Source organism: Polaromonas sp. P1_A2 (assembly GCF_056406895.1).
In genome coordinates this window covers 138,390-155,297 of the sequence record NZ_JBFTZI010000003.1, presented here as the reverse complement: position 1 = coordinate 155,297, position 16,908 = coordinate 138,390, and the positions used below count along the sequence as shown (strand labels likewise).

Here is a 16,908-nt window from a genome sequence, read left to right as displayed (position 1 = left end):
CATGGCGACCGTCAGCGCCTACATCGCGCTGGGCGCCAATCTGGGGGATGCGGCGGCCGCCTTGCGGCTGGCTGCCAAAGCGATTGCACAGTTGCCGCAGACCCAATTGGTGAAGGCCTCGAGCATCTACAAAACCGCGCCGCTCGTGTCAGGCGGCGATCAGCCTTCAGCGATTGACTCCGCCCCGCTCGGCGGCGACTACCTCAACGCGGTGGTGGAAGTTGAAACTGGCCTGAGCGCTCCCGCATTGCTGCAAAGCCTGCAACACATAGAGCAAGCTGCGGGCCGCGAAAGGCCGTACCCGAATGCACCACGCACACTGGATCTTGACTTGCTGCTGTACGGCAGCGCCAGCATTGACTCAGCGCAGCTGACGGTGCCCCATCCACGCATGTGGGAGCGTGCTTTTGTGTTGGTGCCGTTGGCTGAGATCGCGCCTGGGTTTGTGGATGATTTGCGTCTGCAGGCGGTTCGGCACCAGCAAATAGCCGTTTCTGAAGTGACCTTGGGGTTGTAGTTCAATCCAAGCCGAAGCCCTCGCGATGCGTCCTGGTTCAGTCGAGGGCGTCAAACTGGGAGACCGCATGACCGAGACCAGTCCATTGGATCCATTGCCGCAGCAGGTTGTCTTGGCCTACATCGATGAGCCTCCTTTTGGAAGGCTGGGACGGGACGCGAAAGGGACGGGATGCGACGTGGAGCTTGCGCGGTTTGTGTTGCGCGAGATCGGCATCAAAGATGTCGTGACTCATCTAACGACGTTCGCGGAGTTGCTTCCCGGGGTCGCTGCCGGTCGGTGGGCGCTCAATGTCCCGCTGTTTGTCACGCCGGAGCGCGCGGCAATGGTCTCCTTCAGCCGCCCCGTGTGGGCGCTGCAAGACGGGTTCATCGTTCGAGCCGGTAATCCCAAGGGGCTCGACAGCTATGGCGCTTTGGCGGCAGTGGAAGGTGCCCGATTGGGTGTTGTCACGGGACAGGTCCAGCATGAGGCTGCCGTACGCGCGGGAGTGCCGTCCATCAGAATCAGTCTGTTTTCGACCCAGGAGGCTGTTGTGCAGGCATTGGTTGCGGGCAGTATTGATGCCTACGCCAGCACGGCGCTGGGGAATCGGGTGTTTCTTCGCGCACTCAACAATCCTGCCTTGCTCGCGGTTGATCTGGTCAATAGCGCATCGCTTCCGCCGGCAACCATTCCGGTCGGTGCGTTTTCGTTTGCCCGCGAGAATACCGCGCTACGCCATCGCTTCGATGCCTACCTTGCACACTATCTCGGCAGCCCGGGGCATCGCGAATTAATGGCGCGGCACGGCTTGTCAGCGAGGGAAATCGACCCGATTGTCGGGTTCGAGGAGCGGCGTCCTTAGTTTCCCCGTCTTGCACTCGGCCTCACATTGGAGTCGGTGGCACAAAGCCTCCAACTCAGATTTTCGCAGCCCGCGTGGTGACCTCGAGCTTGCCGGTTCGGGGGTTGCAAAGCCGCTGTGAACGTGAAGCATTTGCTCGCGTTGCCCCAAACCAGGTTGGCAGCCGGGCCCTAAGGCGCCAACCGCTCCCGCAACCACCCCCCATCACCTTGCAAGGTATACCGCAGCCGGTCATGCAGCCGGCTTTTGCGCCCCTGCCAGAACTGCCAGTTGTCGGGCTTGAGGCGGTAGCCGCCCCAGTGCGGTGGGCGCGGGGGCTGCAGCAAAAATTTCGCGCCGTATTTGGCCGCATTGGCTACCAGCACACTGCGCCCGGCAATCACCTCGCTTTGCGGGCTGGCCCAGGCGCCTATGCGGGAATCCAGCGGCCGGGTGTTGAAGTAGGCGTCGCTTTCCTCGGCGGAGACTTTTTCGACCACGCCTTCGATGCGCACCACACGCTCAAGCTCGACCCAGTGGAACTGCAACGCGGCGTAGGGGTTGCCGGCCAGTTCCTGGCCCTTGCGGCTGTCGTAGTTGGTAAACCAGGTGATGCCGCGCTCGTCATAGCCCTTGATCAGCACGATGCGGGTGGAGGGGCGCAGGTTGCTGGCCACGGTGGCCAGCGTCATGGCGTTGGGCTCTGGCACCTCGGCCGCGATGGCTTCCTGCAGCCATTGCTCGAATTGTTTGAGCGGGTCCGCCTGCGAGGCGTCTTCGTTGAGTTCGGCGCGTTCATAGCTTTTGCGCAGGTCGGCAATGGAGGGGGTGGGCTGGCTCATGCCCTTGATTGTGCCCGCTGGCGCCATGTCCCTGCCTGCCGCCGGCCCTTGCCGGGCGTGTTTCCATGGACGCGCTTGCTGCCGAATTAATATTCGCTTATATTTCCAGCTTCCCCATGAAGCCCAAAGACGACGAAAAGCAGCGCGCGATCGCCGAGGCCACCTTCAACCTGGTGGCCCAGACCGGCTTGAGCGGCCTGACCATGGCCGATATCGCCCGCACGGCCGGCATCGCCACCAGCACGCTGTACGTCTACTACCCGTCCAAGGACGAGCTGATCAGCCAGCTTTATGAAGAGGCCAAGACCGCGACCATGCTTCGCCTGATGGACGGCGTGGTTCCCGGCACCCCTTTGCGCAGCCGGGTGCGCCGCATCTGGGGCAACCTGCTGCGGCACCGGCTGGAGCGCTATGCCGAGGTGGTGTTCCAGGAGCAGTACTACAACTCCCCCTGGTTCACGCAGGGCAACCGCGAGCTGTCGACCCGCCTGGCGGCGAGCTTTCTGGCACTGATGGAAGAGGGCCAGCAGCAGGAGATTTTTAAACCCGTACCGCTGCCCTTGCTGACGGCCAGCGTCGTGGGTTCGGTGCGGGAAACCGCCAACCTGATACGCACCCAGGTGCTGCCCGACGATGAGGCCGTGCACCAGGCGGCCTTCAGCCTGTGCTGGGACGCCATCAAGGCTTGATCGCCCGAATCGCCTGAACCCGCCCCGAAAAGGCAATACCCCCTGATATCAGTAGGCCAAGTTATTTTGATAAAAACCCTTTTTTAAGCGAATATATATTCGACAAGTAGTTTTCTCACTTCTCCGCTGACCGTTTTTCCAGCTTCTTTCCCCCCAACAACAACCTCAAGGAGTTCCACGATGCCCACCCTCAACATCAACGGCAAGGACACCGCCGTCAACGCCGATGAGTCCACGCCCATACTCTGGGCCCTGCGCGACACGCTGGGCATGACCGGCACCAAGTTCGGCTGCGGCGCGGCGCTGTGCGGCGCCTGCACCGTGCACCTCAACGGCGCGCCGATACGCTCGTGCATCACGCCCATCTCGGCCGCCGCCGGCCAGAAAATCACCACCATTGAGGCCGTGGCCAGCGACCGCGTCGGCAAGGCGGTGCAGGACGCCTGGGTCAAGCATGACGTGGCGCAGTGCGGCTATTGCCAGAGCGGCCAGGTGATGAGCGCCACCGCCTTGCTCAAGGCCAACGCAAAACCCAGCGATGCCGACATCGACGGTGCCATGGCCGGCAACATCTGCCGCTGCGGCACCTATGTGCGCATACGCGCCGCCATCAAAGACGCCGCCCAAACCCTGGCTTGAAGGAGAACACCATGTATTCCAATTCCACAGACACCCTCGATATCGCCAGCCAGTTGCCCAAAGGCCTGCAGGCCCTGATGCACAAGGCGCAGGACGCCGCGCAAAGCATCGCCGACGCCGCCCTGCAGCGCCGCAGCTTCCTCAAGGTCACGACCGCCGGCGGTTTTGCGCTGGGGGCCTTTCCCCTGCTCGCGCAGGCGCAGACCATGGCGACAGCGGGTGCGCCCGCGGCATCCAGCCTCAAGCCGACCCAGCAGCCCTCGGCCTTTGTGCGCATCGACAAGGACGGCACGGTGACCGTCACCATCAATCGCCTGGACTTCGGCCAGGGCGTGCAGACCGGCCTGCCCATGATCCTGGCCGAGGAGCTGGACGCCGACTGGGCCCTGGTCAAAAGCCAGCACGGCAATGCCGACCCGGCCTATGTGGACCCGGCCTTCGGCATGCACCTCACGGGCGGTTCGGGCTCGATCAAGAATTCCTACACGCAGTACCGCGAGCTCGGCGCGCGCACCCGCGCCATGCTGGTGTCGGCCGCCGCCGCGCAATGGGGCGTGGACGCCAGCAGCCTGCGCACCCAGCAGGGTGTGGTGATTGGCCCCGGCGGCAAGCGCCTGAGCTATGGCGAACTCGCCGAAGCCGCCATGAAGCAGCCGGTGCCCGAGGCGGTCACGCTGAAAGACCCGAAACAGTTCCGCATCATCGGCAAGCCCACGGGCCGGCTGGACGCGCGCGCCAAATCCAGCGGCGGCCAGAGCTATGGCATCGACGTGCGCCTGCCCGGCATGCTGACGGCGGTGGTGGCGCACCCGCCGGTGTTTGCCGGCAAGGTCAAAACGCTGGATGACGCGGCGGCCAAGGCCGTTCCCGGCGTGAAGGCAGTGCTGCGCATGCCGCTGGATCGCGGCGGCGAAGGCGTTGCGGTGGTGGCTGAGGGCTATTGGGCCGCCAAGCAGGGCCGCGATGCGCTCAAGGTCGAGTGGGACAGCAGCGGCGTCGAGAAAGTCGACAGCGCCCAGCAGCTCGCGAGCTACCGCTCACTGGCGCAGAAAACCGGTGCGCTCAAGTACAACGGCGACATCAGCAAGCTGGCAACGGCACCCAAAAAGATCAGCGCCGAGTTTGCCTTCCCCTACCTGGCCCATGCGCCCATGGAACCCCTCAATTGCACGGTGCAACTGAGCGGCCAGGGCGCGGACGCCAAGGCCGAGCTCTGGCTGGGCACGCAGATGCCGGGCCTGGACACCTTGGCGGCTTCCAAGGCCCTCGGCGTGGCGCCACAAAACGTCAAGATGAATGTGCAGATGGCCGGCGGCGGTTTCGGCCGCCGTGCGATTCCGACCAGCGACTACGTGGTCGAAGCCTGCAACGTCGCAAAAGCTGCGCGCAGCGCCGGCCTGACGGCTGCGGTGCGCACGCTGTGGAGCCGCGAGGACGACATCAAGGGCGGCTACTACCGTCCCATGCATGTGCACCGCGCCGAAATCGGCTTTGACGAAAAGGGCGAAATCCTGGGCTGGGACCACGTCATCGTCGGCCAGTCCATTCTCGCCGGCTCGCCGTTTGAAGCCTTCATGGTCAAGGACGGCGTGGACGGCACCATGGTCGAAGGCATGAAAGAGCCTTACGACATCCCGATGCGCCTGTCGGTGCACCATCCCAAGCTCAATGTGCCGGTGCTGTGGTGGCGCAGCGTGGGCTCCACCCATACCGCCTACGTGATGGAAACCTTGATCGACGAGGTCGCGCGCGGCAGTGGTCAGGACCCAGTGGCTTACCGCCTCAAGCAGTTCGGCAGCAAGCACCCGCGCCACGCGGCCGCGCTGCAGCTGGCGGTCGACAAGTCCGGCTACGGCAAGCGCACGCTGGCCGCCGGCCGTGCCTGGGGCGTGGCGGTGCATGAGTCCTTCAATACCGTGGTGGCCTATGTGGTCGAAGCCTCGGTCAAGGACAACACGCCGGTGCTGCACGCCATCACCGCGGGTGTGCACTGCAACCTGGCGATCAACCCGACCAGCGTGGAGGCGCAGATCCAGGGCGCGGCGCTCATGGGGCTTTCGATGTGCCTGCCGGGCGCTGCCATCACGCTGAAAGACGGCGTGGTGGAGCAAAGCAACTTTGGCGACTTCCCGGTGCCGCGCATCACCGACATGCCCACGGTGGCGGTGTTCATCGTGCCCAGCGCCGATGCGCCCACCGGCCTGGGCGAGCCCGGCCTGCCGCCGCTGGCTCCGGCTTTTGCCAATGCCATCGCCAAGCTCACGGGCAAGCCGGCGCCACGCGAGCTGCCTTTTAAACTGGCGTGATGGAAAAGGGCGTGCCCACGGTGCTGGTGCTGGCCTCGGGCCGGGGCGAGCGCTTTGCCGCCTCCGGCGGCGGCACGCACAAGCTGCAGGCCTTGCTGGCCGGCAAGCCGGTGCTGGCGCGCACGCTGGGGGCCGTGGCCGCCAGCGGCCTGCCCTGGCACCTTGAAGACGCGGGCCACCCCGGCATGGGCGACAGCATCGCGGCCGCCGTGCGGGCCGCACCTGAAGCCTCGGGCTGGCTGGTGTTGCCGGGTGATTTGCCTCTGGTGCAGGCCGCCACGCTGCTGGCGGTGGCCGATGCGCTGGTTCGGCATGCGGTGGTGGTGCCCATGTTCAAGGGCGCGCGCGGCCATCCGGTCGGGTTTTCGGCCGCCTGCCGTGATGCCTTGCTGGCGTTGACGGGGAGCCGGGGTGCGTCCCCGGTGGTCCAGGCGCAGGCCGCGCTGAATGCCGTCGGCTTTATCGAGGTTGCCGATGAGGGGACGGTTATCGACATCGACACGCTGCTGGACTTGCAGCGCGCCGAAGCCTTGCTGGCCCAGCGCTTTTAGCTCAGCGCAATGACGGCGCAGGCCAGCCGCGGGCCGGAATTGCCGGTGGGCTGGGTCTTGAAGTCGTCCGGGTCGCGGTGCACGATCAGGCCCTTGCCCACGATGTTGTTCATGCCGCTGCCGATGGCAATGGTCTTGGATTCAAAGCTGAACTTTGCGACGCCACTGGCATCGGCCTTGAGGCTGGGCAGGTCGCCGGCATGGTGGGCCATGTCCGAGTGGCTGCCGTGCGGCTGGCCGCTTGGGTTGAAGTGGCCGCCGGCGCTCATGCCGTCGCCGCTGGAGCAATCACCTTTTTCATGCACATGAAAGCCGTGCTCGGCATTGGGCTTGAGGCCGCGGATCTCGCCCGAGACCAGCACCTTGTCGCCGCTCTGGCTGAAGTTCACGGTGCCGGCGGCGGTATTGCCGGTGGTGCTTTGCAGCTGGGCCACGGCGCGCGGGCCGCTCATGGTCGATGCGCAGGCGCTGAGCACAAGGGCCGCGGCAAGCGGCGCGAGAAGCTGGTTCATGAAGCTGTCTCCTGACAGGTTGGTTGGTGGGATAGTGAGAAAAAAGCCCACTGTAGGCCGCATGGCCCGCGATGGCAAGTTCGGGCCGCGGCCGCTCAGGTGTTGACCAGCGCCAGCAGCTTGCCCAGCGCATGGTCGTGGATACCCAGGGTCTTCAGCTTGTCATAGGTGAGCTGCGCGTATTCCCGCGTGGTGCCGTAGCGCCCGCAGGAGTCTGAAAAAATTCGCCGGTAAACATCCTCGCTGAGCACGCCGGTGTGGCTGGGGCTGCGCTTGGACAAGGTGAAGGCCAGCGCCCGCAGGTCGCCCCCAGCGGTCTGGCAGCGCAGCCACTTGGGGTCGTACACGCCGTTGGGCATCTCGCGCTTCCACAGGGCGGGCAGGGCGCCTTCCACCTGCGCCCGCGGGATGCGAAAAGCCATGCCCTTGCAGCTGCCGCCGTGCAGCAGGCCGAAGACCAGGCCCGGGCATTCCGGTGTGCCGCGGTTCACGCGGCTCCACATCTTGAGCGCGCGGTGGTAGCCGTGGATGGTGGCGAAGCGCTCTTCCGCATGCTCGAACTCCGGCCGCCAGATCAGCGAGGCATAGGCAAATATCCAGAGGTCGTCCTTGCCGCCCCATTCGCGCAGGACGGTCTCCAGCATGTGGTCGGGGTTGCGGGAAACGGAAAGGCCCATTGCGGCTGTTTGCTTGGCTGAATTTTCCACAGCCGCACTTTACAATGGGCCGAGTTTTTGTGACGGGAGTCGGGCAATGTTTTCTCAGGACGATGAAGGCCAGCAGGGCCTGGTGTTGGCGCTCGTTCTGGGCCTGATTGTTTTTGTCACCACCTTGGTCATAGGCATCAGCCTGTATCGGCTGCATCGCGGCGAGCCCGCCGGACCGCCCGCAGTTCCCGCCCTTGCGGCCGCCGCGCAAGCTCCGGCACCGGTCGCTTCCGCACCGCCGCCAGCCGCAATCCTTCCCGATGTCAGCCAGGCGATACAAGCTTCGCAGGCCGCGGCCGATGCCGCCAGCGTGAAAGTCGAGCAGGGCGTGGTGCGCTTTTATTTCGCTTCCGGCCAGGCCGAGCTCGCCGCCGGCGCGGTGGATGCCATGACCGACCTGGTCAAGGCGGCCAAGGGCGGCCGCACGCTGGTCATCTCGGGCTTTCATGACGCCACGGGCGACGCCGTCAAAAACGCGGCCCTGGCCCGGCAGCGTGCGGTGGCCGTGCGTGACGCGCTCAAGGCCGCGGGCGTTCCTGAGCGGCAAATCGAGCTCAAGAAACCCGAACAGCTGGCCGGCGGCAACGACGCCGAGGCGCGCCGCGTCGAGATTTCGCTGCAATAAGCTGTCAGGTGCTCTTCGGCGTAGCGGGCCGCTGACAAGCGCAAAGGCGCAGGGCTGACGCCCGGCGCCCCGCCTCGTGGGCAGAGTGTTTGGTAACCGTACCGTAACCACACTGGCGTGAAATGGCCGGTAACCCGTTACCATAGAGTCAGTAATAAAGTTACGGCGACCCGGTGCCCCGCCACCCAAACTTCATAAAGCCCCCACCATGGCCCTTCATCCCAAAGTCTCAGACATCACCGCGCGTATCGCCGCGCGCAGCCGTCCCACGCGCGAGGCCTACCTCGCGCAGCTGCACGCGGCCTCCAGCCGCGACCCCGGCATGGACCGCATGGGTTGTGCCAACGTGGCCCATGCCTTCGCTGGCATGCCACTGGACGACCGTTTCAAGGTGGTGACGCAGCGCGCACCCAACATCGGCATCGTCACCGCCTACAACGACATGCTGTCGGCGCACACGCCTTTGCAGGCCTATCCGGCTTTCATCAAGGACGAAGCCCGCAAGCTGGGCGCCACGGCCCAGGTGGCCGGCGGCGTGCCTGCCATGTGCGACGGCGTGACCCAGGGCACCAGCGGCATGGAGCTGAGCCTGTTCAGCCGCGACGTGATTGCCATGGGCACGGCGATAGCGCTCTCGCACGACATGTTCGACGCGGCGCTGATGCTGGGCGTGTGCGACAAGATCGTGCCCGGCCTCTTGATAGGGGCGCTGCAGTTCGGCCACCTGCCCACGGTCTTTGTGCCGGCCGGGCCCATGACTTCCGGCATCCCCAACAAGGAAAAAGCCCATGTGCGTGAGCAGGCCGCGCAGGGCCTGGTTGGCCGTGATGCCTTGCTGGATTCCGAGTTCAAGTCCTACCACAGCCCCGGCACCTGCACCTTCTACGGCACGGCCAACAGCAACCAGCTGCTGCTCGAAGCCATGGGCCTGCATGTGCCCGGCACCGCCTTTGTGAACCCGGGCAACGCCCTGCGCGAGGAACTCACGCGCGAGGCGGCGCGCACCGTGCTGGGCATCGTCAAGGCCAAACGTTTTGCGCCCATAGGCCTGATCGTTGATGAAAAAGCCATCGTCAATGCCATGGTCGCCTTGCTGGCCACGGGAGGCTCCACCAACCATTTGATCCATTGGGTGGCGGTGGCGCATTCGGCCGGCATCGTGATCGACTGGAATGATTTTTCCGACCTCTCCGACGTGGTGCCCACGCTGGCCCATGTCTACCCCAACGGCAGCGCCGACGTGAACCAGTTCCAGGCCGCGGGCGGCCCGGGGCTGATCATCCGCGAGCTGCTGGACGCCGGCTTCATGCATGAAGACGTGCTCACGGTGCGCGCGGGCGGCATCCGCGAATACACGCGCGAGCCGGCACTGGCCGGCGCGGCCCTGGCCTGGCATGAGCTTGGCAACTCCAAGGACGAAACCATCGTGCGGCCCGTTGCCAAACCTTTCAGCGCCACCGGCGGTCTCAAGCTGCTGCAGGGCAACCTGGGCCGCAGCGTGATCAAGGTCTCGGCCGTGCCCGACGACCGCCATGTGATCGAGGCGCCCGCCCGGGTATTTGATTCGCAGGAAGCCCTGCACCTGGCCTTCAACGCCGGCGACCTCAACCGCGACGTGGTCTGCGTGGTGCGCTGGCAGGGCCCGCAGGCCAACGGCATGCCCGAGCTGCACAAGCTCACGCCGCCGCTGGCCGTGCTGCAGGGCAAGGGCTTCAAGGTCGCGCTGGTCACCGACGGCCGCATGAGCGGCGCCTCCGGCAAGGTGCCGGCCGCCATCCACGTGTCGCCAGAAGCGGCCGCCGGCGGCCCGCTGGCCAAGGTGCGTGACGGCGACCTGGTCCGTGTCGACGCCATCACCGGCGAACTCAAGGTTTTGGTGGCGGAGGCGGAATGGGCTGCCAGGTCCGTGGAAACCATGCCCGCCGAATTGCGCGCAGGCAATGCCGTCGGCATGGGCCGTGAATTGTTTACCGGCATGCGCCGCCACGCGCTGACCGCCGAAGAAGGAGCTTTATCGTGGATGTGAACATCAAACCCGGCGGCAAGCTGACCGCCCTGCAGGTGATGCAGGATGCGCCGGTGATACCCGTCATCGTGCTGACCGACGTGAAACAGGCGGTGCTGCTGGCGCGCGCGCTGGTGGCCGGCGGCATCCGCATGCTGGAAGTCACGCTGCGCACGCCGCAGGCCCTGGCCTGCATCGAAGCCATCGCGCGCGATGTGCCCGAGGCCGTCGCCGGCGCCGGCACGGTGCGCAGCGCCGCCGACGCCCAGGCCTGTGCCATGGCCGGCGCGCGTTTTGCCGTGAGCCCGGGCTACACCCACGCCGTGGGCCAGGCCTGCCGCGATGCCGGACTGCCCCTGCTGCCCGGCGTGGCCACCGGCAGCGAAATCATGATGGCCCAGGAAGATGGCCTGACCGAACTGAAGTTTTTCCCGGCCATGCAAGCGGGCGGCCCGGCCATGCTCAAGGCCTGGAGCGGCCCCTTCGGCGACGTGCGCTTTTGCCCCACGGGCGGCGTCTCCACGGCCAATGCCGCGGAATTTTTAAGCCTGCCCAATGTGGTCTGCGTGGGCGGCTCCTGGCTCACGCCGGCCGACGTGCTGGCACGCGGCGACTGGGCGCAGGTGACGGCGCTGGCGCAGCAGGCTTGCCGTTTGCAGCGCGAGTAAGGCCTAACGCAGGCCCGCGCCGGTTGCGTATTCAGTGCGCTGGATCAACTCGATCTTGTAGCCGTCCGGGTCCGTCACGAAGGCAATCACGGTAGTGCCGCCCTTGACCGGGCCGGCCTCGCGCGTGACATTGCCGCCCGCGGCCTTGATCTTTTCGCAGGCCGCATACACATCCGGCACGCCCAGCGCGATATGGCCGAAGGCCGTGCCCATGTCGTAGCTGTCGGTGCCCCAGTTGTAGGTCAGCTCGATTTCGGCATGCTCGGGGTTGTTGCCGTAGCCGACAAAAGCCAGGCTGTATTTGTACTCGGGGTTTTCCGAAGTGCGCAGCAGCTTCATGCCGAGCACCTGGGTGTAAAAATCAATGGAGCGCTGGAGATTGCCAACGCGCAGCATGGTGTGTAGGAGTCGCATAAGACGATGGCCTGGTGAGTCGTGGTTCGCCCATTGTCGCCAATCCTGGATTCCCTTGCAGGCTGCTCCCTGTGCAAGGGCTACGGCGACGTATGCCTCGGGCATCCCGCTGTAAGAGGCTTCACCGTGCTGAATATTTTGCCGGCTACTGTGTTGCGGCCAGCGCCTCCAGCATTTTCCCCTGCAGCAACTTCATGTCGCCATTTTTCAGGACGTAGCCGTTCATGCCCGCGCCGAGGGCGGTTTTGACATCAAGCTCATTGGAGTTTCCGCTGAGTGCAAGGATAAAAATTCCCTGATGTTCCCAGTCCCGTGAACGGATCGCTTGTGTCGTTTGCACGCCATTCAAGCCGGGCATATTCATGTCCATCAAGATCAGGTCGACGCCCGGCGTATTGTCCAAATGGGCCAGAACCTGGCGTCCTCCTTCGGCCTCCAGCACTGTCAGGCCCCAGCTTTTCAGGCAGTCGCCGACCATCAAACGGTTCAGTTCGTCGTCTTCGGCCAGTATCACGGTTCTGCCTTCCAGCACATCACCGGGGATGACCGGTCTGGCGGCGGGCGGCGTGGGCGCCTGCAGGGTTTCGGGCACCTTGCTTATCCCGGCTTGCGGCGCCATTGGGAAGCTGAGCGTGAATTGTGTGAATTCGCCCTGCACGGACTCGCAATGGATGTCACCCCCAAAGCTTTGCATGGTCCGTTTGCAATAAGAGAGACCAAGGCCCGTCCCTCCGGCTTTTCCCGAAGTCATGAAGGACTCGAACAGGTGAGCCAGAACCTCCTTGGAGATACCGGGGCCCGTGTCCCTGACGATCACCTTGTGATCGGCCACCGTCAGCACGATGATCCCGTCCGGCCTTTGCTCAAGGTAATAAAGCGCGTTTTTGATCAGATTGAAGAGCACAAAAACGTAGGGAGTCTCATCGCCATAAAAAACGAAATCCTTGACGACACGCACCGTGACTCTGTCGCGCAGATTGCCAGAATCATCGCGGACGTTTCGCTCGATAAAACTGTATTCATCCACCGCTTTTTGCGTCGCCTTCGCGGCGGATAGGTATTCAAACTTGCTGCGGTCCACCGCGCTGGGCTTGAGCGACCCAAGAATCAGGTCAATCACCTGGTGGCCCCTGTGCACCGCAATTTCCCCCATGTCGACGTACTGGCGCATACGGGAAACGTGCTCGGCGGGGATGGCGGTGTCCGCGGCAGGCAGCATCTCCCCGATGCTTTCCAGGCTCATCCTGGCTTGTCCCAGTGGATTGCGCATTTCGTGGGCAATCGAGCCGGCCAGGGAGTTCGCAATGCGCAGCTTTTCGGCATCGATCTGCCTTTCCGAGAGCTTGAATGCCGCGCCGCCTATGAGAATCAGCAGGTACGCGGGAAGTTGAGCCACCATGTCCATGGGCACCGCCGGATGAGGCGTGATGGCGGTGTAAAGCAGCGTTGCCGCGCCTCCCCCGATCAAGAGCATGACAATCGTATTGCGCCAGTCGGTCAGCATGACCAGGAAACTCAGCGCGATAAAACAATTGGAGATTGACGGGATGCCTCCGTGCCGCATCAGCGACAGAAATACATTGGCAAACGGCAGGCAAAAAATCAGTGCCCAGTAAGAGTAGGCAAAGTAGTATTTTTTAAATTTTTCGGGCCAATGGCTTCTCAAGGCCAGCACGGTAAACAGGACAACAACCGGCAGCCGGATTGCAAGATCGTCGTAAGGGCGGGGATTCGGTTTCGTGAACCGTATCAGGTAAAACACCACATAGGTCAGCGCACCGATGATGCCGATGTATTTGAGCAGCGGCCTGCCGTGCGCATGGTAGGCCTCGTAGTAGCCAAAGAGCTTTTTGAACCAACCCATGTTTTTTCCAACTCCCCAGGTGCACAAAGCCCTTTGAGCCAGGTGCCGGTTTTTTCGGTGCCATGCGAAAGAGCGCCGTTCCTTATAACAGCAGCCCCCGGAGCTTGAGTATCAGCATGCCGATGCTTTCAGAACATCCGAGACCCGTCCACGCATCAGAACATACGATCCGTCCGTTCCATCCACCCGCAAATTGTTGACGATGGTGGAAAGCCCGAAACGCCTGTACAGGCGGCTCAGCACGGGCGAGCAAGAGGCAAAGAGGTATTGCCCATCGGTATGCTGGGCGAAATACGAAACGCCTAGAAATACGCATTTCTTCACGAGATCGGGGCCACCCCTGTAGTCGGGATTTAATACAAGGCGCCCGATTTCCCAGCTGCTTTGGCAGGTTGCCGGGTCGATCAATTGTCTCTGCGCCAGCAGCTTTTCAAGTGATGTCAGTCCCTTGTGCATGGGAACCAGTCTTAAGGTGCCGATTACGGCCCGACGGACCTCGAACGCAAACACCAAACCCAATTCGTCTCTTTTTTTTCTTGTTCAAAGAACTGCTCGTTACGGCATCCGGACGGCAGCTTGATGTGGTCGCGGAGCCCCTGCACTTTTTCCAGTTTTGATGCGGTGTCCAGATGGGACAGCGTGATTTCCTCGATGAAATTTTCCTGCTGGGGTGACACAAAGGGGTATCCCCCGTTGGGAAAAATGGCCCCCGGAGCATCCAGGGGCTGGCGCAGAGCTTGAAAGGCGGCCGGTGCGTGGTGGTTCATGGAGGTCGTCATTGCATCACTTCTTTTTTTGATGTTCGCGCAGTCTATGCGCCGTGCAAGCTTGAATCAAGCTTTACCCTGCCAGATATGACAGGGGTCCCCACCTATTTCGCTTGAATAAGGGGTCGAGCCAAAAAAAAGAGGCTCAATTGTCCGCATGCGGACAGTCAATCGGGTGCCTGGCCCAGGCGGTGTAGCTGCACACCGCGGGCTACGGCCGTCGCCTTTCGATCAGCTCGAAGATCGCCATGCCGGCCAGCATGGCCAGTACAAACACCGCGGCTTTGGGTTCGCCCATGCCCAGGGCCACGAGGCCCGGGCCTGGGCAGAATCCGGCCAGCCCCCAGCCCGCGCCGAACAGCAGGCTGCCGGCTACCAGCCTGCGGTCGATGCGGCCCGCGGCTGGCAGCTTCATCTCGGCACCCAGCAGCGACAGGCGCCTTTTTTTGGCCTGAAGGAAGGCGAAGAAACCCACGGCGACGGCGCCGGCCATGACAAAGGCCAGCGAGGGGTCCCAGGGGCCGGCAAGGTCCAGGAAGCCCAGCACCTTGGCCGGATTGGCCATGCCCGAGACGATCAGGCCCAGGCCAAACACCACGCCGGCCAGCAGGGAAAAGAGCATCAGCATGGTCTTTCTCCTAAAACTTGAACAGGTGGCGCACCAGGAACACCACCGCAAAACCGGCGGCCATGAAAGCCGCCGTGGCCGCCAGCGAACGCAGCGACAGCCTTGAAAGCCCGCACACGCCATGGCCGCTGGTGCAACCCGCGCCGTAGCGTGTGCCTATGCCCACCAGCAATCCGGCGGCGACGAGCACGCCATAGCCGGCATCCACCTGCACACGCGGCAAGGCCGAGAACGCGGCGTAGGCCCATGGCGCGCCTATGAGCCCGGCGACAAAAGCCACGCGCCAGCCGGCGTCGCCGCGCACCGGTTTGAGCAGCCCGCCCAGAATTCCGCTGATGCCGGCGATGCGCCCGTTGAGCAGCACGAACATTGCCGCGGCCAGGCCTATGAGCAGGCCGCCCGCCAGCGCGGGCCAGGGTGTGAAGGCGTTCCAGTCCAGAGTCATCGTTGACCTCCTTGAGGGCAATAGAGGCGATAGAGCAGCGCCAGGATTTCCAACGTCCCGGTGTCGGCCACGCTGTAGTAGATGTTCTTGCCTTCACGGCGCGGAGTGATCATGCCTTCATTGCGCAGCACACTGAGCTGCTGGGACAGGGTGGGCTGGCGTATGCCCAGGTCCTGCTCCAGCTCGCTCACGCAGCGCGCGCCCTGCGAGAGCTGGCAGAGCAGCAGCAGCCGGTCTTCATTGGCCAGCGCCTTCAGCGCGCCCACGGCTTGCGCGGCAGCGTTGCGAAGTTGCCCGGTGTCTAAAACTGGAGAGGATGATTTCATGGCCATGCGCAGGGATGTGTTCAATATTATATAAAAAGATATAATGTAGGGGTGCGCGCCTTGAATGAAAGAACCCGGTCCATGCAAACCCCGCTCAATCCCCAGGCTTTTTTTGATACCGTGACCGGGACTGTCACCTATGTCGTGGCGGATCGCGGCGCGGGGCAGGCGGCCATCATCGACCCGGTGCTCGGTTATGACTTCAAGTCGGGGCGCACCAGCACGGAGCTGGCTGACCATGTGTTGGCCTATGTGGAGCAACAAGGCCTTCACGTTGAGTGGATTCTGGAAACCCATGCACACGCCGACCATCTGTCGGCAGCCCATTACCTGAAGGCGCGCACCGGCGGCAAGATTGCCATTGGCGAACACATACGCGCCGTGCAGTCCACGTTCAAGAAAATCTTCAACCTGGAGCCTCTATTCGCACCGGACGGCAGCCAGTTCGACCACCTGTTCAAGGACGGCGAGACATTCGCGATAGGCGAGGTGGAGATGAGCGCGCTGCACGTGCCCGGGCACACGCCCGCGGACATGGCCTACCTGGCGGGTGACGCGGTGTTTGTGGGTGACACGCTCTTCATGCCCGACGTGGGAACAGCACGCGCGGACTTCCCGGGTGGCGATGCCCGCCAGTTGTACCGCTCCATCCACAAGCTGCTGCAGTTGCCGGCGCAAACCCGGATTTTTGTCTGCCACGACTACCCGCCCGGCGAGCGCATGCCGCAATGGGAAAGCACCGTGGGTGAGCAGCGCAAGGCCAACATCCACGTGCGTGACGGTATTTCTGAGGATGCTTTTGCGGCCATGCGCGCGGCAAGGGATGCCACGCTCGGCGTGCCCACGCTGATTCTTCCCTCCATCCAGGTCAATATCCGCGCGGGCGGCTTGCCGCCGCCTGAGGAAAACGGTGTCAGCTATCTCAAGATTCCGGTCAACGCGTTGGGGGTTGCCTAGTTCCTCATCGATGCGCTGGTACGCTCTGGGCTTTTATTTTTCGGCGGATGCCAGAGCGCCTATGAGGCCAGGATGGCCCAGCGCTCGTGGTCTCGCCAGCGGCCGCCGATCTTCAGGTAGCGCGGTGAGTACCCTTCTTGCGTGAACCCGCAGGAGGCGACCAGGGCAATGGAGGCCGTGTTCGCCGGCTGGATATTCGCTTCCAGGCGGTGGAGCTTGAGTGACTTGAACGCGTGGCCCACGACGGCCCGCAGCCCCTGGCGCATGAGGCCTTGGCGCTCATGCCCCGCGAAGGCGTAGTAGCCGAGGTAGCCGCTGCGAAACAGGCCCAGCACGACATTCGTGATGTTGATGACACCCACCAAAGCGTGGGTGTCGCGGCGGCAGACAAGAAAAGCGCAGTTGGCCGGCAAGCCCATGCGTTCGATGTAGGCGCGAAACAGGATCGGTGTGTCGGGCGGAGCCGTCCATGGATGATGAAGCCTGCGGCTGGCGCGTACCGCGGAAAGAAATGCGCGCTCATCGGCAAGGGCGGGGTGGCGAATGTAAATGGCGGCGCTCAATGCAGGTGTATTCATGGGGTGTTGTTGGGATCCGGGTTGTGAATTGGGAAGCGGCAT

21 protein-coding genes are annotated in these 16,908 nt (G+C 63.6%); 10 read left to right on the top strand and 11 right to left on the bottom strand.

Going from position 1 to position 16,908, the window contains the following annotated elements:
- Position 1: 1 nt before the first annotated feature.
- Positions 2-517, top strand: a complete 516-nt coding sequence (gene folK / locus AC1D09_RS12805; RefSeq protein WP_477661871.1) for a 2-amino-4-hydroxy-6-hydroxymethyldihydropteridine diphosphokinase — start codon at positions 2-4, stop codon at positions 515-517.
- Between the two features lie 67 nt (positions 518-584).
- A complete protein-coding gene (locus AC1D09_RS12800) occupies positions 585-1,364 on the top strand; it encodes a transporter substrate-binding domain-containing protein (protein WP_477661870.1) in 780 nt (259 codons plus the stop codon).
- Positions 1,365-1,534: 170 nt separating this feature from the next.
- On the opposite strand, the gene pdxH is transcribed toward AC1D09_RS12800, so the two are convergent.
- Positions 1,535-2,185, bottom strand: coding sequence for a pyridoxamine 5'-phosphate oxidase (gene pdxH, locus AC1D09_RS12795; protein WP_477661869.1), 651 nt, complete (start codon positions 2,183-2,185; stop codon positions 1,535-1,537).
- A 116-nt stretch (positions 2,186-2,301) separates the two neighbouring features.
- Here pdxH and AC1D09_RS12790 point away from each other — a divergent pair, with 116 nt between their 5' ends.
- The 4 genes from AC1D09_RS12790 to AC1D09_RS12775 all read left to right on the top strand — a co-directional run bounded on the left by AC1D09_RS12790 (position 2,302) and on the right by AC1D09_RS12775 (position 6,370).
- A complete protein-coding gene (locus AC1D09_RS12790) occupies positions 2,302-2,874 on the top strand; it encodes a TetR/AcrR family transcriptional regulator (protein WP_413325987.1) in 573 nt (190 codons plus the stop codon).
- Between the two features lie 180 nt (positions 2,875-3,054).
- A complete protein-coding gene (locus AC1D09_RS12785) occupies positions 3,055-3,513 on the top strand; it encodes a (2Fe-2S)-binding protein (RefSeq protein WP_413325989.1) in 459 nt (152 codons plus the stop codon).
- Between the two features lie 11 nt (positions 3,514-3,524).
- On the top strand, positions 3,525-5,819 hold the full coding sequence (locus AC1D09_RS12780; RefSeq protein WP_477661868.1) for a xanthine dehydrogenase family protein molybdopterin-binding subunit: 2,295 nt from the start codon (positions 3,525-3,527) through the stop codon (positions 5,817-5,819).
- A complete protein-coding gene (locus AC1D09_RS12775) occupies positions 5,819-6,370 on the top strand; it encodes a nucleotidyltransferase family protein (RefSeq protein ID WP_477661867.1) in 552 nt (183 codons plus the stop codon). Before AC1D09_RS12780 ends, AC1D09_RS12775 begins: the two co-directional genes overlap by 1 nt.
- On the opposite strand, the gene AC1D09_RS12770 is transcribed toward AC1D09_RS12775, so the two are convergent.
- Positions 6,367-6,882: a superoxide dismutase family protein gene (locus tag AC1D09_RS12770; protein WP_477661866.1), complete on the bottom strand. Its 516-nt coding sequence runs from the start codon at positions 6,880-6,882 to the stop codon at positions 6,367-6,369. The two genes, AC1D09_RS12775 and AC1D09_RS12770, sit on opposite strands and share 4 nt — an antisense overlap.
- Positions 6,883-6,977: 95 nt before the next feature.
- Positions 6,978-7,559, bottom strand: a complete 582-nt coding sequence (locus AC1D09_RS12765) for a gamma-glutamylcyclotransferase (protein WP_477661865.1) — start codon at positions 7,557-7,559, stop codon at positions 6,978-6,980.
- A 76-nt stretch (positions 7,560-7,635) separates the two neighbouring features.
- On the opposite strand from AC1D09_RS12765, the gene AC1D09_RS12760 reads away from it, so the two are divergent.
- From AC1D09_RS12760 to eda, 3 genes are all read left to right on the top strand, one after another.
- Positions 7,636-8,214 carry an OmpA family protein gene (locus tag AC1D09_RS12760; protein ID WP_477661864.1) on the top strand — a complete coding sequence of 193 codons (579 nt, stop codon included), beginning with the start codon at positions 7,636-7,638 and terminating at the stop codon, positions 8,212-8,214.
- 208 nt (positions 8,215-8,422) lie between these two features.
- Positions 8,423-10,240, top strand: a complete 1,818-nt coding sequence (gene edd, locus AC1D09_RS12755) for a phosphogluconate dehydratase (protein ID WP_477701081.1) — start codon at positions 8,423-8,425, stop codon at positions 10,238-10,240.
- Positions 10,231-10,887 (top strand): bifunctional 4-hydroxy-2-oxoglutarate aldolase/2-dehydro-3-deoxy-phosphogluconate aldolase, encoded by a 657-nt coding sequence (gene eda / locus AC1D09_RS12750; RefSeq protein ID WP_007864021.1) that lies wholly within the window; start codon positions 10,231-10,233, stop codon positions 10,885-10,887. The genes edd and eda overlap by 10 nt, the downstream gene beginning before the upstream one ends.
- 3 nt (positions 10,888-10,890) lie before the next feature.
- Here the strand turns inward: eda and gloA are convergent, their stop codons facing one another.
- The 7 genes from gloA to AC1D09_RS12715 form a co-directional block, all read right to left on the bottom strand.
- Positions 10,891-11,301: a lactoylglutathione lyase gene (gloA, locus tag AC1D09_RS12745; protein ID WP_074577519.1), complete on the bottom strand. Its 411-nt coding sequence runs from the start codon at positions 11,299-11,301 to the stop codon at positions 10,891-10,893.
- Positions 11,302-11,446: 145 nt separating this feature from the next.
- Positions 11,447-13,165 carry an ATP-binding response regulator gene (locus AC1D09_RS12740; RefSeq protein ID WP_477661862.1) on the bottom strand — a complete coding sequence of 573 codons (1,719 nt, stop codon included), beginning with the start codon at positions 13,163-13,165 and terminating at the stop codon, positions 11,447-11,449.
- A 111-nt stretch (positions 13,166-13,276) separates the two neighbouring features.
- On the bottom strand, positions 13,277-13,621 hold the full coding sequence (locus tag AC1D09_RS12735) for an N-acetyltransferase (protein ID WP_477661861.1): 345 nt from the start codon (positions 13,619-13,621) through the stop codon (positions 13,277-13,279).
- A 23-nt stretch (positions 13,622-13,644) separates the two neighbouring features.
- Positions 13,645-13,944, bottom strand: coding sequence for a hypothetical protein (locus AC1D09_RS12730; RefSeq protein WP_477661860.1), 300 nt, complete (start codon positions 13,942-13,944; stop codon positions 13,645-13,647).
- A gap of 199 nt (positions 13,945-14,143) precedes the next feature.
- Complete coding sequence (locus tag AC1D09_RS12725; protein WP_477661859.1) at positions 14,144-14,560, bottom strand: DUF6691 family protein; 417 nt, start codon at positions 14,558-14,560, stop codon at positions 14,144-14,146.
- 10 nt (positions 14,561-14,570) lie between these two features.
- Complete coding sequence (locus AC1D09_RS12720) at positions 14,571-15,005, bottom strand: YeeE/YedE family protein (protein WP_477661858.1); 435 nt, start codon at positions 15,003-15,005, stop codon at positions 14,571-14,573.
- Positions 15,002-15,331, bottom strand: coding sequence for an ArsR/SmtB family transcription factor (locus AC1D09_RS12715; RefSeq protein ID WP_477661857.1), 330 nt, complete (start codon positions 15,329-15,331; stop codon positions 15,002-15,004). Before AC1D09_RS12715 ends, AC1D09_RS12720 begins: the two co-directional genes overlap by 4 nt.
- Before the next feature lie 81 nt (positions 15,332-15,412).
- Here AC1D09_RS12715 and AC1D09_RS12710 point away from each other — a divergent pair, with 81 nt between their 5' ends.
- On the top strand, positions 15,413-16,288 hold the full coding sequence (locus tag AC1D09_RS12710) for an MBL fold metallo-hydrolase (RefSeq protein ID WP_477661856.1): 876 nt from the start codon (positions 15,413-15,415) through the stop codon (positions 16,286-16,288).
- Between the two features lie 59 nt (positions 16,289-16,347).
- Here the strand turns inward: AC1D09_RS12710 and AC1D09_RS12705 are convergent, their stop codons facing one another.
- Complete coding sequence (locus AC1D09_RS12705) at positions 16,348-16,866, bottom strand: GNAT family N-acetyltransferase (RefSeq protein WP_477701080.1); 519 nt, start codon at positions 16,864-16,866, stop codon at positions 16,348-16,350.
- Positions 16,867-16,908: the final 42 nt, after the last annotated feature.

Excerpts from the sequence above, each read along its gene's own strand:
- folK (WP_477661871.1), top strand. The coding sequence starts at position 2 with ATGGCGACCGTCAGCGCCTACATCGCGCTGGGCGCCAATCTGGGGGAT.
- AC1D09_RS12800 (WP_477661870.1), top strand. The coding sequence starts at position 585 with ATGACCGAGACCAGTCCATTGGATCCATTGCCGCAGCAGGTTGTCTTG.
- pdxH (WP_477661869.1), bottom strand. The coding sequence starts at position 2,185 with ATGAGCCAGCCCACCCCCTCCATTGCCGACCTGCGCAAAAGCTATGAA.
- AC1D09_RS12790 (WP_413325987.1), top strand. The coding sequence starts at position 2,302 with ATGAAGCCCAAAGACGACGAAAAGCAGCGCGCGATCGCCGAGGCCACC.
- AC1D09_RS12785 (WP_413325989.1), top strand. The coding sequence starts at position 3,055 with ATGCCCACCCTCAACATCAACGGCAAGGACACCGCCGTCAACGCCGAT.
- AC1D09_RS12780 (WP_477661868.1), top strand. The coding sequence starts at position 3,525 with ATGTATTCCAATTCCACAGACACCCTCGATATCGCCAGCCAGTTGCCC.
- AC1D09_RS12775 (WP_477661867.1), top strand. The coding sequence starts at position 5,819 with ATGGAAAAGGGCGTGCCCACGGTGCTGGTGCTGGCCTCGGGCCGGGGC.
- AC1D09_RS12770 (WP_477661866.1), bottom strand. The coding sequence starts at position 6,882 with ATGAACCAGCTTCTCGCGCCGCTTGCCGCGGCCCTTGTGCTCAGCGCC.
- AC1D09_RS12765 (WP_477661865.1), bottom strand. The coding sequence starts at position 7,559 with ATGGGCCTTTCCGTTTCCCGCAACCCCGACCACATGCTGGAGACCGTC.
- AC1D09_RS12760 (WP_477661864.1), top strand. The coding sequence starts at position 7,636 with ATGTTTTCTCAGGACGATGAAGGCCAGCAGGGCCTGGTGTTGGCGCTC.
- edd (WP_477701081.1), top strand. The coding sequence starts at position 8,423 with ATGGCCCTTCATCCCAAAGTCTCAGACATCACCGCGCGTATCGCCGCG.
- gloA (WP_074577519.1), bottom strand. The coding sequence starts at position 11,301 with ATGCGACTCCTACACACCATGCTGCGCGTTGGCAATCTCCAGCGCTCC.
- AC1D09_RS12740 (WP_477661862.1), bottom strand. The coding sequence starts at position 13,165 with ATGGGTTGGTTCAAAAAGCTCTTTGGCTACTACGAGGCCTACCATGCG.
- AC1D09_RS12735 (WP_477661861.1), bottom strand. The coding sequence starts at position 13,621 with ATGCACAAGGGACTGACATCACTTGAAAAGCTGCTGGCGCAGAGACAA.
- AC1D09_RS12730 (WP_477661860.1), bottom strand. The coding sequence starts at position 13,944 with ATGACGACCTCCATGAACCACCACGCACCGGCCGCCTTTCAAGCTCTG.
- AC1D09_RS12725 (WP_477661859.1), bottom strand. The coding sequence starts at position 14,560 with ATGCTGATGCTCTTTTCCCTGCTGGCCGGCGTGGTGTTTGGCCTGGGC.
- AC1D09_RS12720 (WP_477661858.1), bottom strand. The coding sequence starts at position 15,005 with ATGACTCTGGACTGGAACGCCTTCACACCCTGGCCCGCGCTGGCGGGC.
- AC1D09_RS12715 (WP_477661857.1), bottom strand. The coding sequence starts at position 15,331 with ATGAAATCATCCTCTCCAGTTTTAGACACCGGGCAACTTCGCAACGCT.
- AC1D09_RS12710 (WP_477661856.1), top strand. The coding sequence starts at position 15,413 with ATGCAAACCCCGCTCAATCCCCAGGCTTTTTTTGATACCGTGACCGGG.
- AC1D09_RS12705 (WP_477701080.1), bottom strand. The coding sequence starts at position 16,866 with ATGAATACACCTGCATTGAGCGCCGCCATTTACATTCGCCACCCCGCC.